The organism is Flavobacterium terrae (assembly GCF_900142035.1).
Taxonomy (GTDB): domain Bacteria; phylum Bacteroidota; class Bacteroidia; order Flavobacteriales; family Flavobacteriaceae; genus Flavobacterium; species Flavobacterium terrae.
In genome coordinates, this window is record NZ_FQZI01000002.1 from 728933 (window position 1) to 743893 (window position 14961).

Annotated in this window: 12 protein-coding genes; 11 read left to right on the top strand and 1 reads right to left on the bottom strand. The window is 31.3% G+C overall.

Annotated features, from left to right (window positions below; all coding sequences use genetic code 11):
* Positions 1-3: 3 nt before the first annotated feature.
* The 11 genes from BUC09_RS07645 (at position 4) to BUC09_RS07695 (ending at position 14203) form a co-directional block, all read left to right on the top strand.
* Complete coding sequence (locus BUC09_RS07645; RefSeq protein ID WP_073310234.1) at positions 4-570, top strand: thioredoxin family protein; 567 nt, start codon at positions 4-6, stop codon at positions 568-570.
* A 129-nt stretch (positions 571-699) separates the two neighbouring features.
* Entirely contained in the window at positions 700-1371 is a 672-nt protein-coding gene (locus BUC09_RS07650; RefSeq protein WP_073310236.1) for a TetR/AcrR family transcriptional regulator, read from the top strand.
* Entirely contained in the window at positions 1368-3017 is a 1650-nt protein-coding gene (locus tag BUC09_RS15040) for a peptidase domain-containing ABC transporter (protein ID WP_073310238.1), read from the top strand. The genes BUC09_RS07650 and BUC09_RS15040 overlap by 4 nt, the downstream gene beginning before the upstream one ends.
* A gap of 12 nt (positions 3018-3029) precedes the next feature.
* The gene (locus BUC09_RS07660; RefSeq protein ID WP_073310240.1) at positions 3030-4382 is read left to right on the top strand and encodes an HlyD family secretion protein; all 1353 of its coding nucleotides are present in this window, start codon (positions 3030-3032) and stop codon (positions 4380-4382) included.
* Positions 4366-5751, top strand: a complete 1386-nt coding sequence (locus BUC09_RS07665) for a TolC family protein (RefSeq protein WP_073310242.1) — start codon at positions 4366-4368, stop codon at positions 5749-5751. Before BUC09_RS07660 ends, BUC09_RS07665 begins: the two co-directional genes overlap by 17 nt.
* Positions 5752-5874: 123 nt before the next feature.
* On the top strand, positions 5875-6699 hold the full coding sequence (gene map / locus BUC09_RS07670; protein WP_073310244.1) for a type I methionyl aminopeptidase: 825 nt from the start codon (positions 5875-5877) through the stop codon (positions 6697-6699).
* Positions 6699-7469, top strand: coding sequence for a class I SAM-dependent methyltransferase (locus BUC09_RS07675; protein WP_073310246.1), 771 nt, complete (start codon positions 6699-6701; stop codon positions 7467-7469). Before map ends, BUC09_RS07675 begins: the two co-directional genes overlap by 1 nt.
* A gap of 59 nt (positions 7470-7528) precedes the next feature.
* A complete protein-coding gene (locus BUC09_RS07680; protein WP_073310248.1) occupies positions 7529-8776 on the top strand; it encodes a type IX secretion system plug protein in 1248 nt (415 codons plus the stop codon).
* Positions 8777-8847: 71 nt separating this feature from the next.
* Positions 8848-9234, top strand: coding sequence for a Co2+/Mg2+ efflux protein ApaG (gene apaG, locus BUC09_RS07685; RefSeq protein ID WP_073310250.1), 387 nt, complete (start codon positions 8848-8850; stop codon positions 9232-9234).
* Positions 9235-9367: 133 nt separating this feature from the next.
* Positions 9368-10993, top strand: a complete 1626-nt coding sequence (pruA, locus tag BUC09_RS07690) for an L-glutamate gamma-semialdehyde dehydrogenase (RefSeq protein ID WP_073310252.1) — start codon at positions 9368-9370, stop codon at positions 10991-10993.
* A gap of 306 nt (positions 10994-11299) precedes the next feature.
* Positions 11300-14203 carry a T9SS type A sorting domain-containing protein gene (locus BUC09_RS07695; protein ID WP_073310254.1) on the top strand — a complete coding sequence of 968 codons (2904 nt, stop codon included), beginning with the start codon at positions 11300-11302 and terminating at the stop codon, positions 14201-14203.
* A gap of 34 nt (positions 14204-14237) precedes the next feature.
* Here the strand turns inward: BUC09_RS07695 and rsmG are convergent, their stop codons facing one another.
* Positions 14238-14858 carry a 16S rRNA (guanine(527)-N(7))-methyltransferase RsmG gene (gene rsmG / locus BUC09_RS07700; protein WP_073310256.1) on the bottom strand — a complete coding sequence of 207 codons (621 nt, stop codon included), beginning with the start codon at positions 14856-14858 and terminating at the stop codon, positions 14238-14240.
* Positions 14859-14961: the final 103 nt, after the last annotated feature.

The window sequence follows — 14961 nt, forward strand, 5'->3', positions numbered from 1 at the left end:
ACTATGAAAAAGATATTTTTATTAATCCTTACTTCGATATTATTTATTGGATGCAAGACAAAACAATTACAAGATACTGTGGCTTTATCTAAAGATATTAAAGAAGAAGTTATAACTGAAGAACCAAAAGAGATAATACTAATTGGTCAACATTCAAAATCAGACTTACAACAAGAACCTTATGCAAATTGGTTTAATCCTGAAGAGAAATCATATGTACCAAATAAAGAAACATTATTTTCTCTTAGAAATATAAATCAAGATTATACAATCACTATTTTCATGGGAACATGGTGTGACGATAGCAAACAACAAGTTCCTCGTTTTTACAAAATTCTAAATGATATTGATTTTGATTTGTCTAAAGTAAAACTCATAACTGTAGATAAGTCTAAAACAACTCCAGAAAAACATGAAGAAGGACTTAATATCACAAATGTACCAACATTCATTTTTTACAAAGACAATAAAGAACTTAACAGAATTGTTGAATCTCCAGTAGAATCTTTAGAAAAAGACATGTTCAAGATAATTACTGAACAACCTTACAAACATACATACGAGAATTAAATATTTATAAATATAAAATTAATTGAAGCCACTTTTTAAGTGGCTTTTTCATTAAACAAAAGTTAAACTTTCTGAATTGATAGTAATACTATTAATATTGTTTGTATGTTTGTCAAAATAAAATTAGCAATGAAGAATCTAATTTCAAATATAAAAATTGCTGTCAACGATAAGTTGTATGTAAAAGACCCTGAAACTTCAGATTTAGGAAAAAAAATAATTCAAAACAGTATCCTTTTAATAGATGAAATAGGGTTTGAACTTTTTACATTCAAAAAACTGGGAGATAGAATTCAATCCAATGAAAGTTCTATTTATCGCTATTTTGAAAACAAACACAAACTATTACTATACCTATCATCTTGGTATTGGACTTGGATAGATTACAATTTGGTTTTTTCAATTACCAATATCAATAATCCAGTTGAAAAATTAGAAAAAGCCATTCTAATTGTAACACAAAATATTACTGACGATTTAGATACTCCTCATATCAACGAGGAAATTTTAAACAGAATAATTATTTCAGAGTTTACAAAAACATTCTTAACAAAAGAAGTTGATGAAGAAAACAAAGAAGGATTCTTTATAGTGTATAAAAGAGTAGTAAACCGATTAATTGACATAATTAAAGAAGTAAACCCTAATTACAAATATGCGAAAAGTTTAGCATCATCAGTTGTAGAAGGAGCTTTACACCAACAATACATCAAAAAACATTTTAAAACAATAACTAATTTTAACGAAAATGATGATGTAACACAATTTTATATTGAATTAGTTAAAAAGACTTTATCATGAAACCATTAACACGATTTAAAAGACTAATTGAAATTGATAAAAAAGATATTTATCAAATATTCTTATATGCAATTTTTGCTGGTATTATAAGTCTTTCTTTACCACTAGGAATACAATCAATAATTAACTTTATACAAGCTGGAAAAATAAGCACTTCTTGGATAGTGCTTGTTGTAATTGTAGTAATAGGAGTTGCTTTAGTAGGTCTATTAAAAGTAATGCAATTTCGAATATCAGAAAATCTACAACAAAAAATATTTGTAAGATCTTCTTTTGAACTAGCTTTTAGATTTCCAAAAATCAAACAAAAAGAATATTACAATCAATATCCTCCAGAACTAGCAAATCGATTTTTTGACACTTTAAACATTCAAAAAGGAGTTTCAAAACTTTTACTTGACAGCTCTACTGCATTATTACAAATACTTTTTGGTATTATATTACTTTCGTTGTATCACTCATTTTTTATATTTTTTGGACTAATATTATTATTCCTTCTATACTATATTTATAAATTAAACTTTGAGATTGGATTAAACACTAGTTTAAAGGAATCTAAATACAAATACAAAGTAGCACATTGGCTCCAAGAAATTGCTCGAAATCACATAAGTTTCAAAAATAAAAATGCCTTTGAGTTCTCTCTTTCGAAGAATGATTTTATAGTAAATGAATACCTAGTATACAGAGAAAAACATTTTAAAATATTAAAAAAACAATTCATTCAGCTTATTGGATTTAAAGTATTATTAACCGCTGGTTTGCTTATAGTAGGAGGATTTTTAGTACTTAATCAACAAATGAATATTGGTCAATTTGTGGCGGCCGAAATAGTAATTCTATCCATAATTGGGGCAGTTGAAAAACTATTTTCAGGCTTAGAGTTATTTTATGATGTATTGACTTCTTTAGAAAAAATTGGTCAAGTCGCTGATTTAGAATTAGAGGAAGACAATAAAAATTCAAAATATTTATTATCAGACAATGACCCCATTGACATTGAAGCTAAAGAAATAACTTATACTTATCCAGAAAGCAGTCTACCAACAATTTCTAATGTAAATATTAAAATTAAAGCAGGAGAAAAAGTCCTTTTAAAAGGAGAAAATGGCTCAGGAAAAACAACCTTGTTACGATTACTAGCGGGTCTATTTGAACCTGACAAAGGAACTATTTTCATAAATAACACTAATTTAAAACTTCTATCAATTGAAGAATATCGTTCAAAAACTGGAATGATAACATTAAATGAAACCCCTTTTGATGGAACTATTTTTGAAAATATCACAAACAACAATCCATTAATCACCCTTGATCGAGTTCATAATGCTTTAGAACAAGTAAAGCTAACTGAAGTCATCAAAACATTACCCAAAGGCTTAGACACACATTTGTTTCCTCAAGGAAAACAAATTAATTCATCAGTAATTCAAAAAATAATCTTGGCTCGATGCATCATTAATGACCCACAAGTTTTATTTCTTGAAGAGCCAGTAGACAAGTCAGATAAAAATACAGCCAAAGAAATTATTGATTTTTTAACAAGTAGCGAAAACAAATGGTCTTTAGTGGTCATTGCAAAAGACCCATATTGGGAACAAAAATGCGACAGAACAGTTTTATTAAACAAATCAACAACTGAGTAAAAAAATTAAAGTATGTTAAACATCACTAACAATAGAATTGAAAAGTATGTCGATATCACTAAATATCAATCGGCAAAAGTTTTTGCTGATAACAGACACTACAAAATCATCAAAAAAATATTAGCAGGAACAGCTATTTTAGTTGTTTTACTTATGTTTTTACCATGGACTCAAAACATTAAAGGGAGTGGTTTTGTAACAACTCTCAAACCCAATCAAAGACCTCAAGAAATTCAAACTGCCATAGCAGGAAGAATAGAAAAATGGTTTGTACAAGAAGGTGATTTTGTAAAAAAGGGTGATACAATTTTATTCATTTCAGAAATCAAAGAAGACTATCTTGATCCTAATTTAGTTGAAAATACAGGCAACCAAGTCAAGGCAAAAGAAGGTGCAGTACAATCCTATGCAGAAAAAGCAAAAGCATTAGATAGTCAAATAAATGCAATAGAAAACGAAAGAAGTTTAAAATTACGTCAAGCTCAAAACAAATTACGTCAAGCACATCTAAAAGTAAAAAGTGATAGTATTGAGTTTGAAGCAGCAAAAACCCAACTAAAAATTGCACGTACTCAATTTAACCGTTCAATCACATTAAACAAAGAGGGATTAAAACCTCTTTCTGATGTGGAGGAAAAAAGAATGAAATTACAAGATACTGAAGCCAAAATAATCACTTCTGAAAACAAATATATTGCAAGTAAAAATGAAGTTTTAAATGCTACAATGGAATTGAGTCGAATTACTGCTGAATATTCTGAAAAAAAAGCTAAAGCAAGTAGCGACAAACAATCTGCCATAAGCTCACAATTCGACACAGAAGCCCAAGTAAATAAATTAAAAAATCAATACAAAAATTATCAAATACGCAACGGTCTATACTACATCACGGCTCCACAAGACGGTTATGTAAACCGTGCCATTCAATCAGGTGTGGGAGAAACAATGAAAGAAGGAACAGCTGTAGTAACTATTATGCCAGCCAATTTTGAAATTGCTGTGGAAACTTACATTGATCCCATTGACTTTCCTTTAGTAAAGAAAGGAGAAAAAATCCGTGTTTGGTTTGATGGATGGCCTACAATCGTATTCAGCGGATGGCCCGGTGCTTCCTACGGAACTTTTGGAGGTATTATTGTAGCAAAAGAAAATTTTATTAGTGAAAACGGAAAATATCGTGTATTAATTGCTCCAGACTCAAAAGATAAAAAATGGCCTGATTTATTAAGTATTGGTGCTGGAGCTCAAACTTTAGCATTGCTTAACGATGTACCTATTTGGTTCGAAATATGGCGAACTTTAAATGGTTTTCCTCCAAATTTTTATACTGGTGAAAATAGTAAGAAAGATGAAAAGAAAAAGTAATTTCCTTATCGCAATAGTTTTTCTAGCTTTTAATGGTTTTTCACAAACTAAAGAATTAACATACAACGAATTCTTAGGTTACGTAAAAAAATACCATCCACTAGTAAAACAAGCTAATTTGAATATATCAGAAGCACAAGCACAATTAATGCAAGCAAGAGGTGCTTTTGATCCTAAAATTGATGTTGATTTTGATAAAAAAAACTTCAAGGACAAAAACTATTACTCCTTGTTTAATGGAAGTTTTAAAATCCCTACTTGGTATGGAATTGAATTAAAAGCTGCTTTTGACAACAACGAAGGTATTTATGTAAACCCTGAAAACACAACTCCTAATAATGGGTTAACCTCAGTAGGAATTTCAATTCCTGTAGGTCAAGGACTATTTATAAATCAAAGAATGGCTGATATTCGTAAAGCCAAATTAGCACAAACCCTAAACACTGCCGAAAGAGATTTACAAGCTTTAGAAATTATCCATGAGGCTTCTCTTCGTTATTTTGATTGGAAAAAAAATTACGCTGAAGTTAAATTGTATGAAAACTATCTAAAAAATGCTCAAACTCGTTTTGATGGAGTTACTAAACTTATCGAACAAGGTGACAAACCCGCAATTGATAGTATTGAGGCTGGAATAACAGTAAAAAACAGAAAATTAAATCTTGAAGATTCTAACTTAAAGCTAACTAAAGCTAGATTGGCTCTATCCAATTATATTTGGACAATTGATAATATCCCATTAGAAATTGACGAAAGTATTATCCCTGAGACAAACCTTACTAACACTATTCAAGAAACCTTAAATCAAAATAGCATTGAACAGTTTCAAGTTGAAAACCATCCCAAAATCAAAGCTTGGAACACAAAAATAAACATGCTAGAAATAGACAGAAAACTAAAAGCAAACTTTTTACTGCCTAAATTAGACTTAAGCTACAATTACTTATCTGAACCCAGTTATTTTTCTGATTACAGATTTCAGGATTATAAAATTAGCCTTAATTTTAGTATGCCCTTGTTTTTAAGAAAAGAAAGAGCAAGTTTGAAACTGGCTAAACTTAAAATTCAAGATTCAGAATTCAGTCGTCAATTCGAAAGTCTTCAGTTACAAAACAAAATTAAAGCCCAAGAACAAGAAATTATTTCTCTCAAAAAACAATTCGAATACACCACAAGCTTAGTCAATGATTTTGACAAAATGCTCAAAGCAGAAGATAGATTATTTGAAATTGGCGAAAGTTCATTGTTTGTAATAAACACAAGAGAAAACTCATTAGTTAGTGCCCAAATAAACAATATTGCCATCGAAAACAGATTGTACAACGCTTTCATAGGACTTTATCAATCACTTGGAAATCTGAGCCTTTAATCTAAAAATATAGCAATACCTTAAAAATTATGATTTTAAGAACAAACTCAAAGTAAATCGTATTCCAGATATTTTAATTATTAATTCTGAGATTTTTGTACTTTTGCAGCCTTATTTAGATATATGAGTTCTATAATTTTAAAAACAAGAGAAGAAATAGAAATGATGCGCGAAAGTGCATTAATTGTTTCAAAAACATTAGGAATGTTAGCTTCAGAGATCAAACCTGGAGTAAGTACTCTTTATTTAGATAAACTAGCAGAAGCTTTTATCCGTGACCACGGAGCTACTCCTGCTTTTTTAGGAATGTACGGTTTCCCAAATTCGCTTTGCATGAGTCCAAACTCACAGGTGGTTCACGGCATACCTAATGATAAACCCTTAGAAGACGGCGATATTATATCGGTAGATTGTGGTGCTTTAAAAAATGGTTTTTACGGGGACCATGCCTATACTTTTGAGGTAGGTGAAGTTGCAACTGCTACAAAAATGTTATTAAAAACCACAAAAGAATCATTATACGTTGGTATTCGTGAATTAAAGGCTGGTAACCGAACAGAAGATGTAGGTTATGTCATTCAAAAATATTGCGAAAGCCATGGTTACGGTGTGGTTCGTGAATTAGTTGGCCATGGATTAGGGCGTACAATGCACGAAGCTCCTGAAATGCCAAACTATGGTAAAAAAGGACGTGGAAAACTAATGCAAGAAGGATTAGTAGTAGCTATTGAACCAATGATTAATCAAGGAACAAAAAACATTAAACAACACAAAGACGGCTGGACAATTACTACTGCAGATGGCAAACCTTCGGCTCACTTTGAACACGATGTTGCTATCATTGATGGTAAACCTGAATTGTTATCAACATTTGCTTACATCTACAAAGCATTAGGAATAACATCTAATGAAGAAGATGAATTTAGAAAAGCACCTTTAGTATTATAATGAAAAAAATATTCAAATTCTTTTTGAACACAATTCCAAGGCCAATTCTGATTAGAGTTAGTATTGTTATTCGTCCTATTTTAGCTTTTTTACTTAAAGGAAATAAATTTACAGATCCTATCGATGGGAAAAGCTTTAGCATGTTTTTACCATACGGCTACGGATCTCAACGAAACAATGTACTTTCACCTAGTACACTTTCTCTTGAAAGACATCGCTTATTGTGGTTATACCTTCAAAATGAAACCGATTTTTTTTCTTCAACAGCAAAAAAGAAAGTATTACATTTTGCTCCAGAACAAGAGTTTTACAAACGTTTCAAAAAACAACAAAATATAGATTACACAACAACCGATTTGTTTTCACCATTGGCAGATGTAAAAGCTGATATCTGCAACTTACCTTTTGAAGACAACTCTTATGATATCATTTTTTGCAACCATGTTTTAGAACACATTCCAGATGACACTACAGCAATGCAAGAATTATATCGTGTTTTAAAACCAGGTGGCATGGGAATTTTTCAGATTCCGCAGGATTTATCCAGAGCTACTACTTTTAGTGATGACACTATTACTGATCCTAAAGAAAGAGCAAAAATATTTGGTCAATACGATCATGTTCGTGTATATGGAAGAGATTATTTTGACAAATTAAGAAGTATAGGATTTAAGGTTGTCGAAGAGGACTATACATCTAAACTTTCATCTGAACTAGTTGAAAAATATTGTTTAGCAAAAGGAGAAATTATTCCAGTTTGTTTTAAATAATTTATTGGCACAATATTCGTTGTAAAATTATATCTTTACTTAAATACAGATATTTAATAATGCATCGGATCTTTTTTTTTATTGCTTTCGTTTTTTGGGGACATCAATTAACCGCACAGGTAACTGAAACACAACCACCATTCAATATAAAAACTGTAACATTTACTCAAAACACTAATAATGTTTATCCTTTTTTTAGATTAGGAGAACCGTTTCAGTTTAGTTTTGACGATTTGTATGGCAACGAAGAAGATTATTATTTTACAGTAACTCATTATAACTATAATTGGACTCCTTCAGATTTAGCTAAGGCAGAATATATTTCCGGAATAGACAATCAACGTATTCAAGATTACGAAAATTCATTTAACACGCTTCAACTTTATTCGCATTATCGATTAAATTTCCCAAACAACTTTTGCCAGTTAACAAAAAGCGGTAATTATCTCTTATCCATATACAATAGTACAAGAGATTTAATTTTTTCGAAAAAATTCGTTGTATACGAAGAATTAACAGAAGTTCCTATGCAAATAAAAAGATCTAGAACAGGATCTGACAATAAAAAGATGCATAATGTCGAGTTTAGCATAAAATCTACAAGTCTCATCTTTCAAAATCCAATGCAAAACATAAAAGTAATTCTTTTTCAAAATGGGAAATGGAACAATTGCATCGTTAATGTAAAACCTCAATATACAATTGGCAACGACTTAATTTTTAGATATAATCAAGAGACTCAGTTTTTTGCTGGCAATGAATACCTATACTTTGACAACAAAGAAATAAGAGCTGCAACTAATACTATCGCAAAAGTTGATAGTAATAGTGGTTTGTACAACACGTTTTTATACACAGACTCTCCCAGAAAAAATAAAGGATACACATTTTTCCCAGATGTTAATGGTAATTTTCAACCTAGAAACTTAATAGCACAAAACAATGATGTAGAAGCAGATTATACTTGGGTATATTTTTCTCTTTTCGCTCCAGAATATGCTGCTAATTCAAATATTTATGTTACTGGAATGTTTAACAACAATGTTTTAAATTCTGAAAACAAAATGGAATACAATACTGAAAAAGGTATTTTTCAAAAAGCCATTTTAATAAAACAAGGGTTCAATAACTATGACTACACCTTAACAGATGGAAAGCAAAAAGTAGATGCTGCGAACGATATTGATGGTAATTATTATGAAACAGAAAATAATTATACAGCTTTAGTATATTATAGAGCAAACGGTGAAAGATATGATAGAATCATTGGTAAAGGGGATGCTAATTCTACAAACATCACCAACTAAAATTTATGATTTCATTTAATATTTTTTATCAATAAATTCATAACTTTGTGAAAATGTAGAAATTGCACTTTATGGTTACTCAAATTACAAGAGGTATTAAAATCTCAGTTATGACTACTTTTGAAGGAACTTACTTCAAAAACCACAAGATGCATTTTGCTTTCAGCTATCATATTACAATTGAAAATCACAGTAAAGATTCTGTTCAACTAATGGCTCGTCATTGGGAAATTTTTGACGCTCTCAATGAAATGGAAACTGTTGACGGAGAAGGAGTTATTGGAAAAAAACCCGTTTTAAAACCTGGTGAAATTCACACGTATAGTTCTGGCTGTTTACTTTGCTCTCCTCACGGAAGCATGAAAGGACACTTTGAAATGGTTAACTTCACTTCTACCAGATCATTTATCGTTATTGTTCCTTCATTTAAACTAAATGCTCCTTTTGCTTTAAATTAATGTAAGGAAGTTCAATTATTGTATAAAATTTCACTTCAAAGCTTTACCTTTCTGTCTGGGCTAATCCAAAAAACCTTTGTACTTTTGTACTCAAAATCAACATAACAATTGTCTAATTTTCAAAATAAAAAAAATGCTTAAAGGATTTTTTAATATACCAAAAGCGGTAAATGAACCCGTAAAATCATACTTACCTGATTCACCAGAAACTGTGGCAGTTCACAAAGCATATAATGCAATGTGGAATGAAAAAATCGACGTTCCATTATATATAGGAAGCGAAGAGATCAGAACGGGCAACACCCGTAACATGACTCCTCCTCATGACCATAAACATATTGTAGGTACTTATCATTTAGCTGAAAAGTCACACGTAGAAAAAGCTATTGCGAATGCCTTAGAAAGCCGTACAAAATGGGCTAACATGGCATGGGAACAGCGTGCAGCAATCTTTTTAAAAGCAGCTGAATTAATTGCTGGCCCATACAGAGCAAAAATAAATGCAGCAACTATGATTGCCCAGTCAAAAACAATTCATCAAGCAGAAATAGATGCCGCTTGCGAATTAATCGACTTCTTACGTTACAATGTTGAGTTTATGACTCAAATCTACAAAGATCAACCATCATCAAATTCTGATGTATGGAATCGTGTTGAATACAGACCATTAGAAGGTTTTGTTTACGCAATTACACCTTTTAACTTTACTGCAATCGCGGCTAATTTACCAGCAAGTGCTGCGTTAATGGGGAATGTTGTAGTTTGGAAACCATCAGACAGCCAAGTATTTTCTGCAAAAGTTATCATTGATGTATTTAAAGAAGCTGGAGTTCCAGACGGTGTTATCAATGTTGTTTTTGGTGACCCAGTTATGATTACTGATACAATTTTAGCTTCACCAGATTTCGCAGGTATCCACTACACTGGATCCACTTTCGTATTCAAAGAATTATGGAAAAAAATTGGAGAAAACATCCATACTTATAAAACATACCCAAGAATTGTAGGAGAAACAGGAGGAAAAGATTTCATTCTAGTTCACCCATCTTCTAATGTAAAACAAGTAGTTGCTAATACAATTCGTGGTGCATTTGAATTCCAAGGACAAAAATGTTCTGCCGCTTCAAGAGCTTATTTCCCTACAAGTCTTTGGCCTGCAATTAAAGAAGAAATGGGTAAAGAATTAGCAACAATAAAACAAGGAAGCCCTCAAAATTTCTCCAACTTTGTTACTGCTGTAATTCATGAAGGATCATTCGATAAGCTAGCCAAATATATTGACCAAGCAAAAGCAGACGCAGATGCAGAGGTTATTTTTGGAGGTAATTACGATAAGTCTGTTGGTTATTTCATTGAGCCAACTGTAATTTTAACTACAAACCCTAAATACACAACAATGGAAACCGAATTATTCGGACCAGTGTTAACTGTTTATATTTATGAAGATAAAGATTGGGCTGATGTATTAAAATTAGTTGATTCAACATCTGAGTATGCTTTAACTGGCGCAGTTTTCAGTCAAGATCGTTATGCTATTGAAGAAGCCACTATTGCTTTACAAAATAGCGCTGGAAACTTCTACATCAACGACAAACCAACTGGAGCTGTAGTAGGAATGCAACCTTTTGGTGGAGCGAGAGCTTCAGGAACAAACGATAAAGCAGGTTCTGCTCAAAACTTATTGCGTTGGGTCTCTCCAAGAACAATTAAAGAAACATTTGTTACTCCAACAGATTACAGATATCCGTTTTTAGGTTAAAAAACTTAAAAACCAAATATTTAAAAAGGCCGCAAATTGCGGCCTTTTTTATTTCCTTGCATCTAAATTAGTACTAATAATTTTGTTAATTATTATATTATTTATAATTTGGGAATCAAAAATTATTATGCATGCATATAATTTTAACTATTTTTTTATAAAATAGACAAAAAACAACTAAACAAACTAAACCAAAAACCAATGAAACAAAATTATCGCTTGATTTTGCTTCTTTGCTGTTGCCATTTTATTATCCAGGCTCAAAGCAAGAAGAAAATCGACTTTTCTGATTTTAGTCAGAAAGGCATGAAAACAAAAATTTTCTTAACCAATCCCAAGCCTTTTTCAATCTTAGGCCAAAAAAACGAAAGCTATGGAATGTATGGCTTTTACCAATCTTACCAAGAATTATCAATTTCTGACAAGCTAAACCGATTTAACAATTCTGACTACATCAAATCTCAAATGAAGTTAGAAACTACTTCAGAAACCATAAAAATAGGACTCATTCACACTGAATTTGAAACAATAAGCAAAGAAGCTTTTGAAAATGGCAAAATTAAAATAGAGAACAATAAAGCCAAGCGTTTATCTTCTGACTATGTTTTTAGTAAATATTCAAACACAATTATTGCTCCTCTAACTAGTAGAAAAAAAGGATTACAAACAACTTTTATTCTTGATGATAAGATGTTTGTAAATTCAACTTCTAACAATATAAAAAACATTAGCATTAACTTTGATGACAACAAAGGCTATGTCATTTCTGAAATCAACAAACCCATTTCTGTAAACTACAACACTGAAGGAACAAAGAACATTTCTTTCAAAATCGAATTAGAAAATGGAGAAACAATAATACGAAAATCAACACTTCAAGTTAGTTACTCAAACGAAGATACGGCAAGACTTTTCAGAAGATCACCAAGCTTAATCACATCAACAAGAAATCCAGATCTAGCAATTTATGGCGCTACGGATCAATCTCCAGGAAAGTGCGAATATGAAGTATTTTTAAGCCCAGACGGAGTATTAGATAAACCTATTTTTATAGTAGATGGTTTTGACCCTTCAGATAGCAGAAACATTACTGCTGTATACAACCTTTTAACTTATACAGATGCAGAGGGAATTACACAAAATCTTGGTGATAGAATACGAAATCAAGAAGGATTTGATGTAGTTGTAGTAAACTTTCCCACATATATTAATGCACTTAACAATACGATAGATGGAGGAGCTGATTTTATAGAAAGAAATGCACTTTCATTAGTTACTGTTATCGAATTAATTAACAACCAAAAAACAGGAAATGAACAAAATGTAGTAATAGGTCCTAGTATGGGAGGATTAATTTCTAGATATGCATTACGCTTTATGGAACTAAACTCTCTAAATCATCAAACAAGACTTTGGATTTCATTTGACTCTCCACACTACGGAGCCAATGTACCAATAGGACTTCAACATTTATTTAATTACTTTGCCTATGGATATGGAGATGTTGACGCAGTAAAACCTCTAGTTGAAGGCATGTTACGTTCTCCTGCTGCAAAGCAAATGCTAGTTGATCATTTTGACGCACACACTACAAGTATTGTGGGTGTTGATGATCCTCGTGTTCCAACTACAGGCCTCCCTTTATTACCAACTGGTGCACAAAATTTTAGAAATAATTTCCAAAACAGAATGAATACTATGGGATTTCCTGTAAACACAAGAAATATTTCTATGATTAACGGAAGCGGTTTAAGTGCAAAATTTAAAGACATTAACAACAATGATGTAAATCCAGGTTTTGACTTAATAAACAGTAATATAAACACAGGAACAGTGTTTGGATTAAATACTAGGGCACAAACCTTTTGTGAATATATGCCAAATGCAAATGTTCAGGAACAAATAGTAAATGTATCTATTCAAGCTCAGATTTTCTTTTGGGTAACTCAAGATACATTTATAGCGACTGCAAAACAAAGTTCAAATACAAACGGGGTTGATTCTTCACCGGGCGGATTATTTGACATTTTCGCTTTAGCAAACTCTTTAGGCGGAGATCCAATTTTAACTAATTTCCTAAACTCAATGCGTTGTGGTTATTTTAGTTTTATTCCTGCAGTAAGTTCTATGGGATTAAATATTGGCGGAAACATTAACAACAATCAACCTAATTATTATTTCAATATTAATTTAGGCGCAGCTGATACGCCTTGGGATGGAGTAAACACCACAACTACAAACACTACTCCATTTAAAAACTGGTATATGCCACCTACAAATGAAGGACATGTTAAATTGACTCAAGGAAATGTTGATTTTGCTTGGTGTGAAATTGTTAAACCTGACTTTGACTTTAATACTGTAAGTTCAAACAGCACAAGCACATGTACTGGAAATAATGCAAATTTTACTTTTGATTATAACAACATTCATGGATGTTTACCTACTCCAACAACTTTTACAGCTACAGGAAACCCAACTGGTTCATCAGTAACGTTTACACCAAATTCGATTTCAGCAAATGGGACAGTAAATATGTCTGTGAGCAATATTGCTCCAGGGACTTATACTATAAATGTTACTCCTGTTGGATTTCCTACTAAAGTAATTCCAGTTACAGTGACAATTTACCCTCCAAATCCTAATCTAAATAGTGCTACTCAATATAGTTTAAACAATAATGGTTTTACAACAGCAAATAGCGCAACTGTACCTCAAGGTTCAAACTTAGAATTACAAATTCCTTCTAATTTATACAGCGGAACTATAGAATGGTTTGACCCAACTGGGGCTTCTAGAGGAAGTAGCAACCCTACAATATTGAACATTCAAGATAATAGTATTGAAGAAGGAACTTGGCAAGCTCAAGTTACTTTCACAAACGATTGCTCAAGAATGATGATTCCCTCTAACATTCCTTTTACAGTTGTAGTAGAGCCTTCATTAAGTACAAATCAATTCCAACAATTAGAATTAAGTATATATCCTAATCCCTCAAAAGATTTTATTACAATAAAATCGCCAACTACTTTAAGTCAAATTAGAACGAAGATAATAGATTTAAGAGGCCGAGTAATTCAGGATAAAGAAATTAAAAATGTTAATTCTGATCAGATTCATTTAGAAATTTCAATCTTATCTGAAGGAGCATATATTTTACAAATAGAAACCGAAGGATCAAAAATCACTAAAAGAATTATCAAAGAATAATAAAATAAAAAGTCCCGATAAACTCGGGACTTTTTTATAATGGCAAATACACTACTTTTTTGGTTTCGAAAAAATCTTCAGTAAAAAAGTCAGATATATTATATTGTATAGCTTCTGGAAAATCATTTAATTCTTCTGTTAAATCACCACCTTTTAAATATAAAATACCATTAGCTCTTTCAGAATGAGCATTATTTTTTTTAGTTTTTCCTTTCACCCAACTTACAAAATCTGGCATATTAGTTACTGCACGACTAACAATAAAATCAAATTTATCATTTACAGTATTTGCTCTTTTTTGTTCAGCTTTTAAATTTTTCAAACCAATGGCCTGAGCCACTTCATTAACTACTTTTATCTTCTTTGCAATAACGTCAATAAGGTAAAATTTTGTTTCGGGAAAAAGAATCGCCAATGGAATTCCAGGAAAACCTCCCCCTGTACCAACATCTAAAATTGTACTTCCAGCTTTAAATTCCTGAATTTTAGCAATTGCCAAAGAATGCAATACATGCTTAATATATAATTCTTCAATATCTTTTCTAGAAATGACATTAATCTTGGCATTCCAATCTAAATATAAAGCCTCTAATTTTGAAAATTGAGCAATTTGCTCTTGAGACAAATTAGGAAAATACTTTAGTATTTCTTCCATAAATCAAATTTTTCACAAAATTACATAATTTAGAGGTTAAAATTTGTGTTAATGAGTATCAATTCAATTTATTAAACATTAACTTTGGCGCTTATTGCAAAAA

What these genes read in the sequence shown, in the direction of transcription:
- BUC09_RS07645 (WP_073310234.1), top strand. Translation starts at nt 4, where the DNA reads ATGAAAAAGATATTTTTATTAATCCTTACTTCGATATTATTTATTGGA.
- BUC09_RS07650 (WP_073310236.1), top strand. Translation starts at nt 700, where the DNA reads ATGAAGAATCTAATTTCAAATATAAAAATTGCTGTCAACGATAAGTTG.
- BUC09_RS15040 (WP_073310238.1), top strand. Translation starts at nt 1,368, where the DNA reads ATGAAACCATTAACACGATTTAAAAGACTAATTGAAATTGATAAAAAA.
- BUC09_RS07660 (WP_073310240.1), top strand. Translation starts at nt 3,030, where the DNA reads ATGTTAAACATCACTAACAATAGAATTGAAAAGTATGTCGATATCACT.
- BUC09_RS07665 (WP_073310242.1), top strand. Translation starts at nt 4,366, where the DNA reads ATGAAAAGAAAAAGTAATTTCCTTATCGCAATAGTTTTTCTAGCTTTT.
- map (WP_073310244.1), top strand. Translation starts at nt 5,875, where the DNA reads ATGAGTTCTATAATTTTAAAAACAAGAGAAGAAATAGAAATGATGCGC.
- BUC09_RS07675 (WP_073310246.1), top strand. Translation starts at nt 6,699, where the DNA reads ATGAAAAAAATATTCAAATTCTTTTTGAACACAATTCCAAGGCCAATT.
- BUC09_RS07680 (WP_073310248.1), top strand. Translation starts at nt 7,529, where the DNA reads ATGCATCGGATCTTTTTTTTTATTGCTTTCGTTTTTTGGGGACATCAA.
- apaG (WP_073310250.1), top strand. Translation starts at nt 8,848, where the DNA reads ATGGTTACTCAAATTACAAGAGGTATTAAAATCTCAGTTATGACTACT.
- pruA (WP_073310252.1), top strand. Translation starts at nt 9,368, where the DNA reads ATGCTTAAAGGATTTTTTAATATACCAAAAGCGGTAAATGAACCCGTA.
- BUC09_RS07695 (WP_073310254.1), top strand. Translation starts at nt 11,300, where the DNA reads ATGAAAACAAAAATTTTCTTAACCAATCCCAAGCCTTTTTCAATCTTA.
- rsmG (WP_073310256.1), bottom strand. Translation starts at nt 14,858, where the DNA reads ATGGAAGAAATACTAAAGTATTTTCCTAATTTGTCTCAAGAGCAAATT.